Consider the following 22,426-nt stretch of genomic DNA (forward strand, 5'->3'; position numbering starts at 1 on the left):
ATCTGTCGTTTTAAGTAAAGGTAAGATGCTTGCTTACACTATGTGACGGGCCCCTATAGTTTTTTAGATAGCTGTTAGACGGGGTAATTGGCTGAATTTTTATCGCGGCTCTTGGTAGCTGGGCACAGTGCTTGCGATATGCGAAGCAGTGAGCGTCGAGCTGATGGGTCAGGGAACAGGTGCGTTGCCGTAGCCGTATGGCTTAATAAAAGTGATGTCTGGAGGGAACGGTGAAGAAGTATCCCAGCTCTGAGCCCAATGACGCCGCGCCTGTGCGACGCACTGGCTTGCTCTGTTCTTTTTAACTGTCTTGCTTGGCCCACTGTAGTGTCAATTCTCGCGCAGCTTCACGCGCGTTATGCCTGGTGTTTCCACTAAAGCTTGACATAAACTGACCGTGGCGCGGTCACTGGTCAGCCAAGTGATACGAACGGCGCACTGACGCGTGCCGATAAATGACCCTGATCGCCGCAGTAAATGGTTAAGGATTACACGCGACGTGTCATAAAAGCCGGAGTGGTTCCTGAAGAACAACGAGAGATTCTGAGTGCGGCATTGATATTAATTAGTAAATCTATTAATTAACAGGCTGCTTGGTCGCCTGAGTTGGAGCTTTGTTATGGATGCTAGCGTCACGCCCGTTACCCAGCCGTTATCCAGTGCGCAAACCGAAATCTGGCTCGCGCAGCAGCTGCACCCAGATAGCCCCGTCTATAACATTGCGCAGTACACGGTGATCGAAGGCGCGATAGAGCCGGTCATTTTTGAAGCGGCATTGCGTCAGGTGATCGATGAGGCCGACAGTTTGCGCTTGCAATTTGTCGATAGCGATGACGGGTTGCGGCAGAGGATCGGTGTACCTGCATGGTCAGTGCCGGTTCTGGATCTTACGGCACAAGCCGATCCTCAGGCAGCGGCCCAGGCGTGGATGCGCACCGATTATGAACAGACGGTGGATCTAGTGCAGGGATCGCTTTTCCAGTATGCATTGTTGAAAGTCGCGCCCGAGCAGTGGTTTTGGTATCAGCGCTATCACCATATCATGATGGATGGCTATGGCCAGTACCTGATCGCGCAACGCGTTGCATACGTGTATAGCGCGCTGTGTGCTGGGAATGAGCCCGCGTCCTATACGTTGGGCTCGGTGCTGACGTTGTTAGAAAGCGATGCACAGTATCAGACCTCCGCGCAGCGGGAGAAGGACGAAGCGTATTGGCTCAAGCACTGCGCCAATTGGTCTGAGCCTGCGACACTGGCCAACCGTGCCGCTCCGGCTTTACAGCAGCGGTTGCGTCAGACGACTTACCTGGCCACCCAGGCGCTGGGTGACACTGCGTCGGACGCTTCTCGGCTAACGCAGTTTATGACGGCGGCGATGGCCGCGTATCTTTATCGATTCACGGGTGAGCAAGACGTCGTATTGGGTCTTCCGGTCAAGGCCCGCTTCGGTGCAGACCGGCATATTCCTAGTATGAAGTCCAATACATTGCCACTGCGGCTCACAATACAACCAGGGATGAACCTGTCGTCATTCATGCAGCAGGCCGCGCAGGCGATGCAAAGCGGGCTGCGGCACCAACGCTACCCGAGCGAAGCACTGCGGCGTCTACTTGGTCTGCCGCCCGGGCAGTTACTATTCGGCATCAAGATCAACGTGATGCCGTTTGACTACGCGCTGTCGTTTGGCGGGCATTCATCGACGAACCATAATCTGCTCGCGGGTCCGGTTGAGGATCTGATGCTCAATGTCTATTGGACATCCAATAGCCGTCAATTACGGATCGACTTTGATGCCAATCCTGCTTGCTACACTGCGGAGATGCTCGACGCGCATCAGCGCCGGTTTATCCGGTTCATGCAGGTGCTCGCTGCCGATGCTACGCAACCGATTGACAGCATCGATCTGCTCGACGCTGACGAGCGGCATCGGCTGCTAGTCGAATGGAATGCGCCGCAGCAGGCGTATCCATCGCACGTGTGCATGCACCAGCTATTCGAAGCACAGGTTGAGCGCACGCCCGAAGCGCCGGCGCTGGTCTATGAAGACCAAACGTTGAGCTATGCGCAGCTGAACGCACAAGCCAATCGCTTGGCACACCAGCTGATTGGCCTGGGTGTCAAGCCAGACACCCGGGTGGCGATCTGCGTGCAGCGTAGTGCCGCGCTGGTCGTGGGGTTGTTGGCGATTTTAAAAGCGGGTGGCGCTTATGTGCCGCTGGATCCGAGCTATCCGAGTGAGCGCTTGGCGCATATCCTCGCTGATGCGGCACTGAACATGGTGCTCGCGGATGCGACTGGGCGCGCTGCATTGGGCGACGCGGCGCTGGCTGAGTGCACGGTGCTCAATCCGGCTACCCTGCCGGCATTACCGGACACCAATCCATCAGTGGCGGGCCTAACGGCCCGGCATCTGGCGTATGTGATCTATACGTCGGGCTCGACCGGGACGCCCAAGGGCGTGATGGTCGAACATGCGCAAGTGGTGCGGCTGTTCGAGGCGACGCAACCGTGGTATGGCTTTAACGAGCATGATACTTGGTGCCTGTTTCACTCGTTTGCGTTCGATTTCTCGGTCTGGGAGCTGTGGGGTGCACTGCGTTATGGCGGCAAGCTTGTCATCGTGCCCCATTCGATTGCTCGCTCTGCCGACGCTTTTTACCAGTTGCTCTGTGAGCAGGGTGTCACCGTCTTAAATCAGACCCCCAGTGCGTTTAAGGCGTTGATGGCTAGCCAAGCACATAGCGCTTTATCGGATCAATTACGCTATGTGATCTTGGGCGGGGAGGCGCTAGAGCCGACGCTCTTACAGGCGTGGTATGCGACGCACGACGAGCATCATCCGCAATTGGTCAACATGTATGGGCTTACCGAAGCGACCGTGCATGTGACGTATCGGCCACTTCGACAACAGGACAGTAAGCAAGCGGGTAATCCGATTGGCGTACGGATCCCAGACCTGAAGATTTATCTGCTCGATGCGTACGGGCGGCCGGTGCCGCTCGGTGCGGTCGGTGAACTGTACATCGGTGGCGTAGGCGTCGCGCGTGGCTACCTGAACCGCCCGGAGTTAACCGCTGAGCGCTTTGTGCCGGATCCGTTCTCCGATGAAGCGGATGCGCGGCTGTATAAGACCGGGGATGTGGCGCGTTATCGACCGGACGGCAATCTGGAGTATTTGGGTCGCAACGATGAGCAAGTGAAGATCCGCGGCTTTCGGATTGAACCGGGTGAGATCGAAGCGTGCTTAACGGCGCACCCGCAAGTGCGTGATGCGGTGGTGCTGGCGTTGGGCGAAGGTCAGGATAAACGGCTGGTCGCGTATGTGGTGGCCGATCCCTATGACGCGTTAGCGAGCACGCTGCGCGCGCAGGTGGCGGCGAGGCTGCCTGAGTATATGGTGCCCAGCGCGTTTGTGCGACTCGATGCGTGGCCCTTGACGTCCAACGGCAAGCTTGATCGGCGTGTGCTGCCCGCACCGGATGACGACTCGCTGGCGCATCAAGCGTATGAAGCGCCGCAAGGCGAGCTCGAGACGACGCTGGCGTCGATCTGGGCCGAGCTATTGGGTGTCGAATGTGTGGGCCGGCACGACAGCTTCTTTGCGCTCGGGGGCCACTCGCTGCTGGCGGTGCGGTTGATGAATCGGGTCAGTGCGCTGGGTGCCGATGTGCCACTGGCCGCCTTGTTCGCGACGCCCACGTTGGCGGCGTTTGCCGCGGCGCTCGAAGTCCATTTGCAACAAGGCACCGATGCGTTGCCCGAGATCACGCCGGTGCCGCGGGAGGGCAATTTGCCGCTGTCGTTCGCCCAGCAGCGGCTGTGGTTCCTCGCACAGCTCGATGGGGGGAGCGACACGTATCATATTCCGCTGGCGCTGCATGTGCGCGGGCCGCTTGATCGAGCGGCCTGGCAACAGGCATTGGATGCGCTGTTCGCGCGTCATGAAGCGCTGCGCTCGACGTTTGTGAGCGTCGAGGGTCAGCCGCAGGTGCAATTGCTGCCGGCGGATAGGGGCGTGCCGCTGCGCTGGCATGATCTGCGCGGGGTGCCGTACGCGCAGGCGCAACTGGCACGCTTGAGTCATGAAGCTGCGCACGCGCCGTTCGATCTGGCACACGGGCCGCTGCTGCGTGCGTGTGGCATTCGGTTGGCCGACGACGAGTACGTGCTAGTACTGACGCAACACCATATCGTATCGGACGGCTGGTCGATCGGGGTGCTGGTGCGGGAATTGAATGCGCTATACATGGCCGCCTGTAGAAGCCAACCGGATCCGTTGCCGCCATTGGCAGTTCAGTATCCGGATTATGCAGCGTGGCAGCGACAGTGGCTCTCGGGCGAGCGGCTGCAGGCGCAAAGCGACTATTGGCGCGCGACGCTGGCTGACGCGCCGGTGCTGCTGGCACTGCCGACCGACCGGCCGCGCCCGGCACAACAGTCGTTTGCCGGCGCACACGTGCCGGTGCAGATCGATGTGCAAACCACGCGTGCACTGAAGCGCTTGAGCGGTGAGCATGGCACGACGCTATTTATGACGGTGCTTGCCGCATGGAGCGCGGTACTCGCGCGCCTGTCGGGCCAGCACGACGTGGTCATCGGCACGCCCAGCGCTAATCGTCACCATCGCCAGATCGAGCCGTTAATTGGTTTTTTTGTTAATACGCTGGCGTTGCGCGTGGATTTGTCGGGCGAACCTGATATCGCAGAGCTGCTCGCGCGCGTGCGGCGCACGACGTTGGACGCGCAAGCGCATCAAGATCTGCCGTTCGAGCAAGTGGTCGAAGTTGTGCAGCCGCCGCGTCAATTGAATCATACGCCGTTGTTTCAAGTGATGTTGGCGTGGCAGAACAATGAACCAGGCGAGTGGCGTCTACCCGGGCTCACGGCCACGCCAGCTGAGCTGGAGTATGACATAGCCAAGTTCGATCTTGAGCTGAACTTATCTGAGGCAGGTGACGAAATCATCGGCCGCTTAGGGTATGCGACGGCGCTGTTCGAGCGATCCACGATTGAGCGGCACGTTGGATATCTGCAGACGATGTTACGCGCCATGGTGGCTTGCCCCCAGCAGCTGGTCGCAACGCTTGAATTGTTGTCCCCGGCCGAGCGCCAGTTGCTGCTTAACACGTGGAACGCGACGCAGCAGGCGTATCCGGCACATCGGTGTGTGCACCAGCTATTCGAAGCGCAGGTCGAGCGCACGCCCGAGGCGCCGGCGCTGGTGTTTGAAGCGCAGACACTGAGCTATGCACAGCTAAACGCACAAGCCAATCGTTTGGCACACCAGCTGATTGAGTGGGGTGTCAGGCCAGAGACCCGGGTAGCGATCTGCGTGCAGCGCAGTGCCGCGCTGGTCGTGGGGCTGCTGGCGATTTTGAAAGCGGGTGGCGCGTATGTGCCGCTCGATCCGAGTTACCCAGGCGAGCGCTTGGCGCACATTCTTGCCGACGCGGCACCGAGCATTGTGCTGGCGGATGCGGCCGGGCGCGCTGCGTTGGGCGAGGCGGCGCTGGCCGAGTGCACAGTGCTCGATCCGACTACGCTGCCGGCGTTGCCGGACACGAATCCGTCGGTGGCGGGTCTGACGGCCCGGCATCTGGCGTATGTGATCTACACGTCGGGCTCGACCGGCACCCCAAAGGGCGTGATGGTCGAACATGCCCAAACCGTCAATTTCTTGTGCTGGGCAGTGCAAACCTTTACGCCCTTGGAGACGCAGCATACGCTATTTGCTACCTCAATCAGTTTTGATTTGTCCGTCTATGAGTGCTTTGTGCCGCTCGCGCAAGGCTCGACCGTTCACTTGGTCAAGGACGCATTGGCGCTAATGCATCAGACGCAGCCTGTGTCACTGATTAATACGGTGCCTTCTGCGTTGCAGTCCCTGCTGGCGCATCGGGCTAACTTATCTTCGGCCACCACGATGAACCTAGCAGGTGAGCCGCTGACAGCGCGCTTCATTGAGCAAATCTTCGAGCAAACGCCCATCCAGCGTCTCTGTAACCTTTATGGACCTTCGGAGAGCACTACCTATTCGACGTGGCGGCCGATGCAGCGTGGTGAGACATGGATTGAGAGCATCGGCCGGCCGATAGCGAACACGCGCGTTTATCTGCTTGACGCGCATGGCCAGCCAGTGCCACTGGGTGCGGTCGGTGAGTTGTATATTGGTGGCGCGGGGGTGGCCCGTGGCTATCTAAACCGCCCGGCGCTGACCGCTGAGCGCTTTGTGCCGGATCCGTTCTCAGATGAAGCGGGTGCGCGGCTGTATAAGACCGGAGATGTGGCGCGGTATTTACCGGACGGCAATCTGGCGTTTTTGGGACGCAACGATAAGCAAGTGAAGATCCGCGGCTTTCGGATTGAACCGGGAGAGATCGAAGCGTGCTTAACGGCGCACCCGCGGGTGCGCGATGCGGTGGTGTTGGCAACAGGCGAAGGTCAGGATAAACGTCTGGTCGCATATGTGGTGGCCCAACCCGATGAAGCCTTAGTCAGTACCTTGCGGGCACACGTCTTGGCTCGCCTGCCTGAGTATATGATTCCCAGTGCGTTCGTGCGGCTCGACGCGTGGCCGCTGACGCCCAATGGCAAGCTTGATCGGCGTGCACTGCCCGCACCGGATGACGACTCGCTGGCGCATCAAGCGTATGAAGCGCCGCAAGGCGAGCTCGAGACAACGCTCGCGACGATCTGGGCGGAGCTATTGGGTGTCGAACGTGTGGGCCGGCACGACAGCTTCTTTGCGCTCGGGGGCCACTCGCTGCTCGCGGTGCAGCTCATTGAGCGCCTGCGGTGTCGGGGAGTCGGGTTATCCGTGCGGGCGCTGTTCGACACGCCGGTGCTCAGCGCGCTGGCCCAGTTGTTGGGCCAGCATTGCGAAGTGGTGGTGGTGCCCAACGTGATCACACCCGACACCACTGCGATTACGCCGTCGATGTTGCCGCTCATTGAGCTGACGCAAGCGGACATTGATCGGATCGCCAAGCAGGTGCCCGGTGGCGTAGCCAATATCCAAGACATTTATGCACTGTCGCCGCTGCAAGACGGCCTGCTGTTTCACCATCTACTCGCGCGCGACGGCGATCCATATCTGCTGATGGTGCAGCTGGCTTTCGACAGTCGTGAGCGGCTTGACCAGTATCTGCACGCGCTGCAGCAGGTGATCGATCGCCACGATATTTTGCGTACCGCGTTCGTGTGGGAAGGCGTGTCGATGCCCGCGCAAGTGGTGTGGCGCCACGCTCGGCTGCCGGTCACCGAGTTGACGTTGGACGCTGCGGACGGGCCAATCGCGGAGCAATTAGCGTGGCGCTTTGATCCGCGTCACACGCGCTTGGATCTGACGCAAGCGCCGCTGCTGCACTGTGCGATCGCCCAGGATCGCAAGGGTCGCTGGCTGCTCACGCAGCGGCTGCACCATTTGATTGGCGATCACTCAACGCTGGAGGTGATGCACGCGGAGGTGCGCGCATTCATCGAGGGGCGAGGCGACACCTTGCCGCCGGCGCAGCCGTTCCGCCATCTGGTCGCGCAAGCCAGGCTAGGCGTGAGTGAAGCCGAGCATACGCGCTTTTTCACTGAGCTGCTCGCGGACGTGGAGCCGACCTTGCCGTTTGGGCTCGCGCAGGTACAGCACGACGGCAGTGACGTGAGCGAGTCACACCGGATGCTGCCTCAAGCGTTGAACGATCGGCTGCGTGCGCACGCGCGGCGCCTAGGCGTGAGTTTGGCGAGCCTATGCCATCTGGCGTGGGCACAGGTGCTCGCCCGCGCGAGTGGGCAACAACGCGTGGTGTTGGGCACCGTGCTGTTTGGACGCATGCAGGCGGGTGAGGGTGCTGATCGTGCGATGGGGCTCTTTATTAATACGCTGCCGCTGCGTGTAGACCTAGACGGCAGTGTGCGGACGTGTGTGCGGAGCACGCACGCGCGCTTGGCCGCGCTGTTGGAACATGAGCATGCATCGCTGGCGCTCGCGCAGCGCTGCAGTGGCGTGCCGGCGGACACGCCGCTTTTTAGTGCGCTGCTCAATTACCGGCACAATGCGATGGACTCGGATGAGCGCAGGGGGCTACCGGGTGTGGAACTGTTGAGCGCGCAGGAGCGCACCCATTACCCGCTGACACTGTCGGTGGACGACGATGGGCAGTCGTTGGGGCTAACGGCCCAAAGCGTGCCGTCGCTGGAGCCTGAGCGAGTGTGCGCGTATATGCAGCAGGCGCTGCACAGCTTGGCCGACGCGCTCGAGACGACGCCCGACACCGCAGTGCAGCAGTTGCAGGTGCTGCCCGAGGCGGAGCGCGAGTTGCTGCTTAACACGTGGAACGCGACGCAGCAGGCGTATCCGTCGAACTGGTGCGTGCATCAGCTATTCGAGGCGCAGGTTGAGCGCACGCCTGAGGCGACGGCGCTGGTGTTTGAGGGCCAAACGTTCAGTTATGCGCAGCTGAACGCACAGGCCAACCGCCTTGCGCACCAGTTGATCGGGTTAGGCGTCAAGCCCGATGCGCGCGTGGCAATCTGCGTCGAGCGCTCGCCAGCGCTGGTCATGGGGCTGCTGGCGATCTTAAAGGCTGGCGGCGTTTATGTGCCGCTGGATCCGAGTTACCCAGGCGAGCGCTTGACGCACATTCTGGCGGATGCGGCACCGAACATGGTGCTGGCGGATGCGGCTGGGCGTGCTGCGTTGGGTGAGGCGGCGCTGGCCGAGTGCACGGTGCTCGATCCGGCCACCGTGCCGGCGTTGCCAGACACGAATCCGTCGGTGGCCGCGCTGACGGCCCGGCATCTGGCGTATGTGATTTATACGTCGGGCTCGACCGGCACGCCCAAGGGCGTGATGGTCGAACATGCGCAAGTGGTGCGGCTGTTCGAGGCGACGCAACCATGGTATGACTTTAACGAACATGATACTTGGTGCCTGTTTCACTCGTTTGCGTTCGATTTCTCGGTCTGGGAGCTGTGGGGTGCACTGCGTTATGGCGGCAAACTGGTCATCGTGCCTCATTCCATTGCTCGCTCTGCCGACGCTTTTTACCAGTTGATCTGTGAGCAGGGTGTCACCGTCTTAAATCAGACCCCCAGTGCGTTTAAGGCGTTGATGGCCAGCCTCGCACACCGCGCCTTGTCAGATCAATTGCGCTATGTGATCTTGGGCGGGGAGGCGCTGGAGCCGACGCTCTTACAGGCGTGGTATGCGGCGCACGACGAGCGTCATCCGCAATTGGTCAACATGTATGGGATTACCGAAGCGACCGTGCATGTGACGTATCGGCCGCTTCGGCAGCAAGACAGCGAACAAGCGGGCAGTCCGGTGGGCATACGGATTCCGGACCTGACGATCTATCTGCTGGACGCGCATGGGCAGCCGGTGCCGCTGGGTGCGGTCGGCGAGCTGTATATTGGTGGCGCAGGCGTCGCACGGGGCTATCTAAACCGTCCGGAGCTGACCGCTGAGCGCTTTGTACCGGATCCGTTCTCAGAGGACGCGGGTGCACGGCTATATAAGACCGGGGATGTGGCGCGTTATCGACCGGACGGCAATCTGGAGTTCTTGGGCCGTAACGATGAGCAAGTGAAGATCCGCGGCTTTCGGATTGAACCGGGTGAGATTGAAGCGTGCTTAACGGCGCACCCGCAAGTGCGTGATGCGGTGGTGCTGGCGTTGGGCGAAGGTCAGGATAAACGGCTGGTCGCGTATGTGGTGGCCGATCCCTATGACGCGTTAGCGAGCACGCTGCGCGCGCAGGTGGCGGCGAGGCTGCCTGAGTATATGGTGCCCAGCGCGTTTGTGCGACTCGATGCGTGGCCCTTGACGTCCAACGGCAAGCTTGATCGGCGTGTGCTGCCCGCACCGGATGACGACTCGCTGGCGCATCAAGCGTATGAAGCGCCGCAAGGCGAGCTCGAGACGACGCTGGCGTCGATCTGGGCCGAGCTATTGGGTGTCGAATGTGTGGGCCGGCACGACAGCTTCTTTGCGCTCGGGGGCCACTCGCTGCTGGCGGTGCGGTTGATCGAGCGTCTGCGGCGTCGGGGAGTCGGGTTATCCGTGCGCGCGCTATTCGACACGCCGGTGCTTAGCGCGCTGGCCCAGTCGTTGGGTCAGCATTGTGACGTGGTGGTGCCGCCCAACGTGATCACGCCCGACACGACTGAAATTACGCCATCGATGCTGTCGCTCATTGAGCTGACGCAAGCGGACATTGACAAGATTGTCAAGCAGGTGCCCGGTGGCGTAGCCAATATCCAGGACATCTATGCCCTGTCGCCGCTGCAAGATGGCCTGCTGTTTCACCATCTACTCGCGCGCGACGGCGATCCGTATCTGCTGATGGCGCAGCTGGCTTTCGACAGTCGTGAGCGGCTTGACCAGTATCTGCACGCGCTGCAGCAGGTGATCGATCGCCACGATATTTTGCGCACCGCGTTCGTGTGGGAAGGCGTGTCCATGCCCGCGCAAGTGGTGTGGCGCCACGCACGGTTGCCGGTCACCGAGCTGACGTTGGACGCTGCGGACGGGCCGGTTGCCGAGCAATTGGCGCGGCGCTTTGATCCGCGCCACACGCGGCTGGATCTGACGCAAGCGCCGCTGCTGCACTGTGCGATCGCACAAGACAATGAGGGCCGCTGGCTGCTCATGCAGCGGCTGCACCATCTGATTATCGATCACTCAACGCTGGAGGTGATGCACGCGCAGGTGCGCGCATTCATCGACGGACGAGGCGACATGCTGCCGCCGGCGCAGCCGTTTCGCCATCTGGTCGCGCAAGCCAGGCTAGGCGTGAGTCAAGCTGAGCACGAGCGCTTCTTCACTGGGCAGCTTGCGGACATTGAGGAGCCGACCTTGCCGTTTGGGCTCGCGCAGGTACAGCATGACGGTCGTGACGTGAGCGAGGCACACCGGATGTTGCCGTCGGCGTTGAACGATCGGCTGCGTGTACAGGCAAAGCGGCTAGGCGTGAGCTTAGCGAGCCTATGCCATCTGGCATGGGCGCAGGTGCTTGCCCGCGCGAGTGGCCAACAACGTGTAGTGTTTGGCACCGTGCTGTTCGGGCGGATGCAGGCGGGTGAGGGTGCCGATTGCGCGATGGGGCTCTTTATTAATACGCTGCCGCTGCGTGTAGACCTAGACGGCAGTGTGCAGGCGTGTGTGCGGAGCACGCACGCGCGCTTGGCCGCACTGTTGGAACATGAGCATGCGTCGCTGGCGCTCGCGCAGCGCTGCAGCGGCGTGCCGGCCGGTACACCGCTTTTTAGTGCGCTGCTTAATTACCGGCACAATGCAATGGGCTCGGATGAGTGCAGCAGGCTACCGGGTGTGGAACTGTTGAGCGCGCAGGAGCGCACTAATTACCCCATCGGGCTGTTAGTGGACGATGATGGGCAGTCGTTGGGGCTAACGGCCCAGAGTGTGCCGTCGCTGGAGCCGGAGCGAGTATGCGTGTATATGCAGCAGGCGCTGCACAGCTTGGCCGACGCGCTCGAAGCGGCACCCGACACCGCAGTGCAGCAGCTGCAGGTGCTGCCCGAGGCGGAGCGCGAGTTGCTGCTTAACACGTGGAACGCGACGCAGCAGGCGTATCCGTCGAACTGGTGCGTGCACCAGCTATTCGAGGCGCAGGTCGAGCGCACGCCTGAGGCGACGGCGCTGGTGTTTGAGAACCAAACGTTCAGTTATGCGCAGCTCAATTCACAAGCTAATCGCCTCGCGCACCAGTTGATCGAGTTGGGCGTCAAGCCCGATGCACGGGTGGCAATCTGCGTCGAGCTCTCGCCGGCGCTGGTTGTGGGCATGCTGGCGATCTTAAAGGCTGGCGGTGCGTATGTGCCGCTGGATCCGGCGTATCCGAGTGAGCGCTTGGCGCACATCCTCGCCGATGCGGTACCGAGCATTGTGCTCGCCGATGCGACCGGGCGCGCTGCGTTGGGCGAGGCGGCACTCGCGTCCTGCACGGTGCTTGATCCGGCCACCCTGCCGGCATTACCGGACACCAATCCATCGGTGGTGGGACTGACGGCCCGGCATTTGGCGTATGTGATTTATACGTCGGGCTCAACCGGCACCCCGAAGGGCGTGATGGTGCCACATCATGCGATTGCGCGGCTGGTCATTAATAGTGACTTTGTTGACATTCGCACCGATGATCGTGTGGCATTCGCAGCGAACCCGGCGTTCGACGCGAGCACGTTTGAAGTGTGGGCACCGCTGTTAAATGGCGCCACCGTTGTGGTGATCGATCATGACACGGTGCTGATGCCCGCTGCGTTTGCGCACACTTTGCGCGAACAGCGCATTAGCATCTTGTGGTTCACCGTTGGCTTGTTCAACCAGATGGCCGCACAGGTAGGCACGGCCTTCTCTCAACTGAAGGCATTAATTGTCGGAGGAGACGTGTTGGATGCGAGGTGGGTTGCGCAAGTGATGCGCGGGTCACCTCCTGAGCAGCTGATCAACGGTTATGGTCCGACCGAAAGCACTACGTTTGCGACGACTTACAAGATCACATCCGTTCCGGAAACAAACGCCAGCATCCCGATTGGCCGGCCGATTGCGAACACACGCGTTTATTTACTTGACGCGCACGGCCAGCCGGTGCCACTGGGTGCGGTCGGCGAATTGTATATTGGTGGCGCAGGCGTCGCTCGGGGCTATCTGAACCGCCCGGAGTTGACCGCTGAGCGCTTTGTGCCCGATCCGTTCTCCGATGAAGCGGGTGCACGGCTGTATAAGACCGGAGATTTGGCACGTTACCGACCGGACGGCAATCTGGAGTTTGTGGGTCGCAACGATGACCAAGTGAAGGTCCGCGGCTTTCGGATTGAACCGGGCGAGATCGCAACGTGCTTAACGGCGCACCCGCAGGTGCGTGATGCGGTGGTGGTAGCAACCGGTGAGGGCACGGATAAGCGGCTGGTGGCGTATGTGCAGGCCGAAGCGGACGAGCAACTCGCGAGCACACTGCGCGCGCAGGTGGCGGCGGGCCTGCCTGAGTATATGGTGCCCAGTGCGTTCGTGCGGCTCGATGCGTTTCCGCTGACACCGAACGGCAAGCTCGATCGCCGAGCGTTGCCCGCACCGGATGATGCGGCGCTCGCGCATCAAGCGTATGAAGCGCCCCAAGGTGAGCTCGAGACGACACTCGCGGCGATCTGGGCCGAGCTATTGGGTGTGAAGCAGGTCGGTCGGCACGACAGCTTCTTTGCGCTCGGGGGCCACTCGCTGCTCGCGGTGCGGTTGATGAACCGGGTGAGAATGCTCGGTGCCGACGTGCCGCTGGCGACCTTGTTCGCGACGCCAACGTTGGCGGCGTTTGCCGCGGCGCTCGACGCCCACTTGCAGCAAGGCACCGATGCACTGCCCGATATCACGCCGGTGTCGCGCGAAGGCGGTTTGCCGCTGTCGTTCGCGCAGCAGCGGCTGTGGTTCCTCGCGCAGCTCGATGGGGTTAGTGACACGTATCATATTCCGCTGGCGCTGCATGTGCGCGGGTCGCTTGATCGAGCGGCCTGGCAACAGGCATTGGATGCGCTGTTCGCGCGTCATGAAGCGCTGCGCTCGACGTTTGTGAGCGTTGACGGTCAGCCGCAGGTGCAATTGCTGCCGGCAGACACGGGCGTGCCGCTGCGCTGGCATGATCTGCGCGGCGTACCAAACGCGCCGGCGAAACTGGCCCGCTTGCGTCACGAAGTCGCGCACGCGCCGTTCGATCTGGCGCGCGGCCCGTTGATCCACGCGTGCGGCATTCAAGTGGCCGATGACGAGTACGTGATGCTGCTCACACAGCACCATATTGTGTCGGATGGCTGGTCAATCGGGGTGTTCGCGCGCGAGTTGAGTGCACTGTACGCGGCGAGCGTCGGGGCGCAAGCCGATCCGTTGCCGCCGCTGGCGGTTCAGTATCCGGACTATGCAGCGTGGCAACGGCAGTGGCTCACGGGCGAGCGGCTGCAGGCGCAAAGCGACTATTGGCGCGCGACGCTGGCCGACGCACCTGTGCTGCTGGCACTGCCGACCGACCGGCCGCGCCCGGCACAACAGTCGTTTGCCGGCGCGCAGGTGCCAGTGCACATTGATGCGGCCACGACGCGCGCGCTCAAGCGCTTAAGCGCGGAGTATGGCACGACGCTATTTATGACGGTGCTTGCCGCATGGAGTGCGGTACTCGCGCGCCTGTCAGGCCAGCACGACGTGGTCATCGGCACACCGAGTGCTAATCGTAACCATCGCCAGATCGAGCCGTTGATTGGTTTTTTTGTTAATACGCTGGCGTTGCGCGTGGATTTGTCGGGCGAACCTGATATCGCAGAGCTGCTCGCGCGCGTGCGGCGCACGACGTTGGACGCGCAAGCGCATCAAGATCTGCCGTTCGAGCAAGTGGTCGAAGTTGTGCAGCCGCCGCGTCGATTGAATCATACGCCGTTGTTTCAAGTGATGTTCGCGTGGCAGAACAATGAACCAGGCGAGTGGCGTCTACCCGGGCTCACGGCCACGCCAGCTGAGCTGGAGTATGACATAGCCAAGTTCGATCTTGAGCTGAACTTATCTGAGGTAGGTGACGAGATCATCGGCAGCTTAGGATATGCGACGGCGCTGTTCGAGCGATCCACAATTGAGTGGCACGTCGGGTATTTACAGACGATGTTGCGTGCCATGGTGGCTTGTCCGCAGCAGCCGGTGGCCACGCTTGAGTTGCTGTCACCGGACGAGCGTCAGTTGCTGCTTGACACGTGGAATGCAACGCAGCAGGCATATCCGTCGCACTGGTGTGTGCACCAGCTATTTGAAGCGCAGGTCGAGCGCACGCCCGAGGCGCCGGCGCTGGTGTTTGAAGCGCAGACACTGAGCTATGCACAGCTAAACGCACAAGCCAATCGTTTGGCACACCAGCTGATTGAGTGGGGTGTCAGGCCAGAGACCCGGGTAGCGATCTGCGTGCAGCGCAGTGCCGCGCTGGTCGTGGGGCTGCTGGCGATTTTAAAGGCCGGGGGTGCGTATGTGCCGCTGGACCCGAGCTACCCAGGCGAGCGCTTGGCGCACATTCTTGCCGATGCGGCACCCAGCATTGTGCTGGCGGATGCAGCCGGGCGCGCTGCGTTGGGCGAGGCGGCGCTGGCCGAGTGTACGGTGCTCGATCCAGCGACCCTGCCGGCGTTACCGGACACGAATCCGTCGGTGGCGGGACTGACGGCTCGGCATCTGGCGTATGTGATCTATACGTCGGGCTCGACCGGCACGCCCAAGGGCGTGATGGTGCCGCATCATGCGATTGCGCGACTGGTCATCAACAATGGCTATGTTGACATTAGCGCTGGTGATCGTGTGGCGTTCGCAGCGAACCCGGCTTTCGATGCGAGCACGTTTGAAGTATGGGCACCGCTGTTAAATGGCGCCACCGTTGTGGTGATCGATCATGACACGGTGCTGATGCCCGCTGCGTTTGCGCACACTTTGCGCGAACAGCGCATCAGCATCTTGTGGCTCACCGTTGGCTTGTTCAATCAGATGGTCACACAAGTGGACACGGCCTTCTCTCAACTGAAGGCATTGATTGTTGGAGGAGACGTGTTGGATGCGAGGTGGGTTGCGCAAGTGATGCGCGAGTCACCTCCTGAGCAGCTGATCAACGGTTATGGTCCGACCGAGAGCACCACGTTTGCGACGACTTACAAGATCACGTCCGTGCCGGAAACAAACGCCAGCATCCCGATTGGCCGGCCGATTGCGAACACACGCGTTTATTTACTTGACGCGCACGGCCAGCCGGTGCCACTGGGTGCGGTCGGCGAATTGTATATTGGTGGCGCGGGGGTAGCACGGGGCTACCTGAACCGCCCGGAGTTGACTGCTGAGCGCTTTGTGCCCGATCCGTTCTCCGATGAAGCGGGTGCACGGCTGTATAAGACCGGAGATTTGGCACGTTACCGACCGGACGGCAATCTGGAGTTTGTGGGTCGCAACGATGAGCAAGTGAAGATCCGCGGCTTTCGGATTGAACCGGGCGAGATCGCAGCGTGCTTAACGGCGCACCCGCAGGTGCGTGATACGGTGGTGGTGACAACAGGCGGAGGACAAGACAAACGGTTGGTGGCGTATGTAGTGGCCGAGCCCAACGAAGCTTTAGTGGGCACCTTGCGTGCGCATGTGAGTGCGGCGTTGCCGGAGTACATGGTGCCCAGTGCGTTTGTGCGGCTCGACGCATGGCCGCTGACGCCCAACGGCAAGCTTGATCGGCGTGCGCTGCCTGCACCGGATGACGAGGCGCTGGCGTATCAAGCGTATGAAGCACCACAAGGCGAGCTTGAGGCGACGCTCGCGGCGATCTGGGCCGAGCTATTGAGTGTCGAACGTGTGGGTCGGCACGACAGCTTCTTTGCACTCGGGGGCCACTCGCTGCTGGCCATGCGCCTGATCAGTCGTGTACGCACAGCGTTAGGGGTTGACCTTGCTATTCGTACGCTGTTTGAGGCACCCACCCTCGCAGGCTTAGCACGTCATTTAGTTCAGCATGACGGGATGCAAGGAGACTCGTTTTCCGTTCTACTTCCTCTTAAGCCCACAGGCAGCCGTCCTGCTCTTTTCTGCATTCATCCCGGATTGGGTCTGAGCTGGAGCTATATGGGTCTGTCCAGTTACCTTCCCCCGGATCAGCCTCTTTATGGCTTGCAGGCTCGCGGGTTCGATGGAACAAGCCCGATTGCGTCTACTCTTGACGAGATGGTGTCAGACTATCTTGAGCAAATGCGCCGTGTTCAGCCCAAAGGGCCTTACTGCTTATTAGGATGGAGCCTCGGCGGCAATGTGGCGCATAGCATGGCTGTTCGACTCGAACACCAAGGCGGAAAAGTGGCGTTGCTGGCGTTACTAGATAGCTCCCCTTTTGCGGGCAAAGCTTTCGAAGAGCAAGGAAATCAATTTGACCAGGCGATGGTGAGAGAGGTGCTCGCCGCCCACTATGGCAACGAATTAGTTTCGGCGATGGATGAGCGTTTATTGGAAAACACTGAGGAAATCGCAAAGAATAATGTGCGTATCGTAAGAGATTATTCTCCATCACAGTATGGCGGGGATGCGCTATTGTTCCGAGCCACGGTAGCAGAGGCTGGATATGAACCGCTCGTCACGCTTGACGAGTGGAAACCGTATGTGCTAGGGAAGATAGAGGTTCATGACGTTCACTGTAGTCATGGAGAAATGCTTAAGCCAGAGCCCACGGCCGCGATTGCTTCCATCCTAGCTTGTAAGCTAGACAAATGGGAGAGCCAGCAAGCCCAAGGAGTGAATAAAGAAGATAAAGCGGTTTAGCAACGCACTTAAAGCCGAGGCGGTGAAATTGGTCAAGGTGCGTGTCGTGTCGCTCACACAGAGGAGCGACCGCGACTTTGCCGTGCATACGTGCATCCGACACAAATGGTCCCAGGCGTAGCGAAACTGCGAATGGCGGTACACTTGAACGTCGGGCAGGTTGTAAGGCGGTGCTGTCCCCCGGCGCGTTTTTGCAAGCAACCGGTTTCAACCAGGGTAAGTCAAAATGACTTTGCGTGAGAATGACTTTGCGTGAGACAAGGGCAGGCCAGCGTTTGGAGCAGCGAGATCGATTTTGCGTTTCTCCGCTTGCCGGAGCGTGTGGCGAGAATAGCCTCGCTCGTTCGGCTCAAGGGGGCCCGCTGCGAGGTGTGGCAGTCAGTGAACCCGTGCAGCAGCGCGTAGTGGCTCGTGCCGGTGCATGGGGGCCGGACACGACCCCGTACGTCTACGACGCGCCGCTGTGAACCTGCTTCGGTGCGTTGTGTCGCTACACTGGCGGGCGCGATGCGGTAAGGTATTGGTTCGAGTAAACTGCACACCTTTATGGACGCGTGGCATGCGCACTACTTCACTGATCGGAATCATGCGCTTACTCGGCTATCGCATCATATTCGCCGGCATGGCCTTCGCCGCGTTGTGTGGACAGGCTTGCGCGGACGCGGCCGATGGCACGCGCATGGCCAGCCGCTCGCTCGATGATGCGCTAGCGTGCCAGTTGCGTGCCCATGATTTCATTGCGCCGTTGGTGGACGAGGGCTTGATCGGCCCAAAGGCATCACGCGTCGAAGACAACTCGGTCAATGCGTTTTTTCCGGTACGCGGCGCGGACTTGCGCGCTTTCGGGTTTTCGGTGATCGCAGTCGTCGGCTACCAGAAGGACGATCCCTTGTTCCGGCAAGGCCGGAGCAAACCCATTGGCGACTCAGCCTATGGCGTCGTGGTAATGGGGGCCACCCAGCGGGTCAAGACCCGTGTCGAACACGCTGGCAGTCCGGCGATCGTCCACCATGTCGGTCCATTCGTGACGGCGATCTTCTGCGACGCGCAACGTTGACGTATCCCGAGCCGCCGGCAGGTTGACATCCGGGCTGGCATTCAGCGCGCGCCGGCGCGGCGTGATACCGCCGCTGCCAGCGATCACCGCTGCCAGCGCGAGCGGCATGGCCAGTGTCGTTAACCCAATTATTCGAGCGCGGCTTGCCTACGGGTGCCGCGTCGGCCTTCGTCGAGCGCCGCAGAGCGATCAGGAGCCCGTGCCGCCTGGCAGCCCACCGGCGCATGATCCGGACAGGCCTGCGCCGCACTAGCGCAGCAGCAGCGTATCGGCCGGTACGCGCACCGAGCCTTCCATGAGCACGCGTGCGCTGCGGCTCATCAACGCCTTAGTTACGACCCATTCGCCGTTGACGCAGCTCGCTTCGGCGCCAACGCGCAGCGTGCCGGACGGATGCCCGAAGCGCACCGCGTGGCGCTCGCCGCCGCCTGCCGCGCGGTTGACCAGCGTGCCGGGCACGGCTGCCGCCGCGCCGATCGCGACGGCAGCAGTGCCCATCATCGCGTGATGCAGCTTGCCCATCGACATCGCGCGCACCAGCAGGTCGATGTCAGACGCCGCGACCGGCTTGCCATTGGACGCGACGTAGTCGGCTGGTCGAGCCACGAACGCCAGCTTCGGCGTGTGCTGTTGCGTCGCGATCTCGTCAATAGACGAGATGAGCCCCATGTGCAGTGCGCCATGGGCGCGGACGGTCTCGAGCCTGGTCAACGCGTCTGCGTCGTCGTTGATCACGTCTTGCAACTCCGTGCCGTGGTAGCCGAGCGCCTCGGCCTCGACAAAGATCGTCGGGATGCCGGCATTGATCATCGTTGCTTGCAGTATGCCGATACCCGGAATGTCCAGTTTGTCCACGAGGTTGCCGGTTGGAAACATCGAGCCGCCGTCTTCGTCGCCGGCGGATGGGTCCATGAACTCGAGCGGCACTTCCGCGGCCGGGAAGGTTACGCCATCCAGTTCGAAGTCACCGGTCTCCTGCACCGCGCCGTTTACGATTGGCACATGCGCGATGATGGTCTTGCCAATATTTGCCTGCCAAATCCGTACGGTGGCGATACCGTCGCGCGGGATGCGCAACGCGTCGACCAGGCCGTTGCTGATTGCAAACGGTCCGACGGCTGCCGACAGGTTGCCGCAGTTGCCGCTCCAGTCGACGAACGGGCGGTCGATTGCTACTTGTCCGAACAAATAGTCCACGTCATGGTCGGGGCGCTCACTGCGGGACAGAATCACGGTCTTGCTGGTGCTCGACGTGGCCCCGCCCATGCCGTCGATCTGCTTGCCGTACGGGTCGGGACTGCCGATCACGCGCAGCAGCAACGCGTCACGCACCGCACCGGGCTGCTGCGCGGCGCCGGGCAGGTCCTGTAGCCGGAAGAATATGCCCTTGCTGGTCCCGCCGCGCATGTAGGTGGCGGGGATCTTGATTTGGGATGAGTGAACCATCAGCGTATCGCTCCGTCACGCGGCCGGTTTCGCCGATTCGAGGAAGTCCTGCGCAAAACGCTGCAGCACGCCACCTGCTTCGTAGATCGAGACCTCCTCGGCCGTATCGAGCCGGCAGGTAACCGGGACGTCAGTACGCCCGCCGTCACGGCGATGGATCACCAGCGTGAGAGCGGCGCTCGGCTTGCGCTCGCCGATCACATCGAAGGTCTCGGTACCGTCGATACCCAGCGTGATGCGGTTGACATCGGACTTGAACTCTAGCGGCAGCACGCCCATACCGACCAGGTTGGTGCGGTGGATGCGCTCGAAGCCTTCCGCGACAATGGCCTCGACGCCGGCCAGCCGCACGCCCTTGGCGGCCCAATCGCGCGACGAGCCTTGCCCGTAGTCCGCGCCGGCAATGACGATCAACGGTTGCTTGCACGCCATGTAGGTTTCGATGGCCTCCCACATGCGCATGACCTTGCCCTCCGGCTCGACGCGAGCAAGCGAACCCGTCTTAACCGCGCCGTTTTCCAAGACCATCTCGTTTTTCAGCGTCGGGTTCGCGAACGTTGCGCGCTGGGCGGTCAGGTGGTCGCCGCGGTGGGTCGCGTACGAGTTGAAGTCGTCTTCCGGTACGCCCATCCTGGCGAGATACTCGCCGGCGGCGCTGTCAGCCAGAATCGCGTTGGAGGGCGACAGGTGATCGGTGGTGATGTTGTCGCCGAGCACTGCGAGCGGACGCATGCCGCGCAACGTACGCTCCCCGGCGAGTGCACCCTCCCAGTACGGCGGACGGCGAATGTAGGTGCTGCGCTCGCGCCAGTTGTACAGCGGGTTGGTCTGCTGGCCTGCGTCAACGCTGAGCGCGAACATTGGTTCGTATACCTGGCGAAAGAGCTCCGGCTTGACGCTGGCCGCAACCAGCGCGTCGATCTCATCGTCGCCGGGCCAGATGTCGTGCAGCGTGACGGGGTGACCATCGCGGTCGAGGCCGAGTACGTCGCGCTCGATATCAAAACGGATTGTACCGGCGATCGCATACGCTACTACCAGCGGCGGTGAGGCGAGAAACGCCTGCTTTGCATACGGGTGGATCCGCCCGTCGAAGTTCCGGTTGCCGGACAATACTGCGGTCGCATACAAGTTGCGCTCGACGATCTCTTGTTGGATGGCCGGGTCCAGCGCGCCGGACATGCCGTTGCACGATGTGCATGCGTACGCGACGACACCAAAGCCCAATTGCTCCAGTTCCGGCAGCAGTTGCGCGTCCTGCAGGTACAGTGTGACGGCCTTCGAGCCGGGAGCCAGCGAGCTTTTCACCCACGGCTGACGGGTCAGCCCTCGCCGGTTCGCGTTGCGTGCCAGCAAACCCGCGGTAATCATGTTGCGCGGGTTGTTGGTGTTGGTGCAACTGGTGATGGCCGCGATGATTACCGCGCCGTCAGGCATGCAGCCGGGCATGCGCTCGACCTTGCCGCTGATGCCACGCGCGGCCAACTCCGAGGTGGGCACGCGCTTGTGCGGATTGGACGGACCGGCGATGTTGCGTACCACGGTCGATAGGTCGAACTCGAGCACACGTTCGTATTGCACGTGTGTCAACGTGTCAGCCCAGAGGCCAGCGCGCTTCGCATATTGCTCGACCAGTGCGACTAGCTCGTCGCTGCGCCCGGTCAGCCGCAGATACTTGATCGTCTGCTCGTCAATGTAGAACATGGCCGCGGTGGCGCCGAACTCGGGCGCCATGTTCGAGATCGTTGCGCGGTCACCGAGTGTCAAGCTGGCCGCGCCATGGCCATAGAACTCGAGGTAGGCCGACACGACCTTTTCCTGACGCAGGAACTCGGTGAGGGCCAGCACAATATCAGTAGCGGTGATGCCGGCTCGGGGCTTGCCGCTCAGCTTCACGCCGACGATATCCGGCAAACGCATCCACGATGCGCGCCCTAGCATCACGCTTTCCGCCTCCAGCCCGCCCACCCCAACGGCGATCACGCCCAGCGCATCGACCATCGGCGTGTGCGAATCGGTGCCCACGAGCGTGTCGGGGAAGGCGACGCCATTGTTGACCTGCACAACCGGGCTCATGCGCTCCAGGTTGATCTGGTGCAGGATCCCGTTGCCGGGCGGGATCACGTCGACGTTGCGAAACGCCTTCTTGGTCCAATTGATGAAGTCGAAGCGGTCTTCGTTGCGGCGATCCTCGATCGCACGGTTCTTCTCGAACGCGTCCTTGTCATTGCCGCCGTATTCGACCGCCAGGGAATGATCGACCACCAGCTGGGTCGGCACGACCGGATTGACCCATGACGGATCACCGCCACGCGCCGCGATCGCGTCGCGCAACCCGGCGAGATCGACGAACGCGGTTAGGCCCAGGATGTCATGGCAGACGACGCGTGCCGGGTACCAGGGGAAATCTAGTTCGCGCTTGCGCTCGATGAGTTGCAATAGAAACGCGTCAAGCATGGCCGGATCGCACTGGCGCACCAGGTTTTCGGCCAACACCCGCGACGTATACGGCAGTTCGTCGTAGGCGCCCGGTGCCAGCGCATCGACGGCGGCGCGCGCGTCGAAAAAGTCCAGGTCGGTGCCTGGCAGCGGTTTTCTGTAAGCGGTATTCATCG

4 protein-coding genes are annotated in these 22,426 nt (G+C 61.5%); 2 read left to right on the forward strand and 2 right to left on the reverse strand.

Annotated elements, in window-relative coordinates:
- Positions 1-619: 619 nt before the first annotated feature.
- Positions 620-17,308 (forward strand): non-ribosomal peptide synthetase, encoded by a 16,689-nt coding sequence (locus tag RA167_RS12535; RefSeq protein ID WP_076787945.1) that lies wholly within the window; start codon positions 620-622, stop codon positions 17,306-17,308.
- 559 nt (positions 17,309-17,867) lie between these two features.
- Positions 17,868-18,365 (forward strand): hypothetical protein, encoded by a 498-nt coding sequence (locus RA167_RS12540; protein WP_076787948.1) that lies wholly within the window; start codon positions 17,868-17,870, stop codon positions 18,363-18,365.
- A gap of 249 nt (positions 18,366-18,614) precedes the next feature.
- Here the strand turns inward: RA167_RS12540 and prpF are convergent, their stop codons facing one another.
- Together prpF and acnD are read right to left on the reverse strand one after the other, a co-directional pair.
- Positions 18,615-19,811 carry a 2-methylaconitate cis-trans isomerase PrpF gene (gene prpF, locus RA167_RS12545; RefSeq protein WP_076787952.1) on the reverse strand — a complete coding sequence of 399 codons (1,197 nt, stop codon included), beginning with the start codon at positions 19,809-19,811 and terminating at the stop codon, positions 18,615-18,617.
- Between the two features lie 15 nt (positions 19,812-19,826).
- Complete coding sequence (acnD, locus tag RA167_RS12550) at positions 19,827-22,424, reverse strand: Fe/S-dependent 2-methylisocitrate dehydratase AcnD (protein ID WP_076788578.1); 2,598 nt, start codon at positions 22,422-22,424, stop codon at positions 19,827-19,829.
- Positions 22,425-22,426: the final 2 nt, after the last annotated feature.

The sequence above is a fragment of the Mycetohabitans endofungorum genome, from assembly GCF_037477895.1.
Classification (GTDB): Bacteria; Pseudomonadota; Gammaproteobacteria; order Burkholderiales; family Burkholderiaceae; genus Mycetohabitans.

Bases quoted from the DNA above. Each gene is read 5' to 3' on its own strand.
- prpF (WP_076787952.1), bottom strand. From the start codon at position 19,811: ATGGTTCACTCATCCCAAATCAAGATCCCCGCCACCTACATGCGCGGC.
- acnD (WP_076788578.1), bottom strand. From the start codon at position 22,424: ATGAATACCGCTTACAGAAAACCGCTGCCAGGCACCGACCTGGACTTT.
- RA167_RS12540 (WP_076787948.1), top strand. From the start codon at position 17,868: ATGCGCACTACTTCACTGATCGGAATCATGCGCTTACTCGGCTATCGC.
- RA167_RS12535 (WP_076787945.1), top strand. From the start codon at position 620: ATGGATGCTAGCGTCACGCCCGTTACCCAGCCGTTATCCAGTGCGCAA.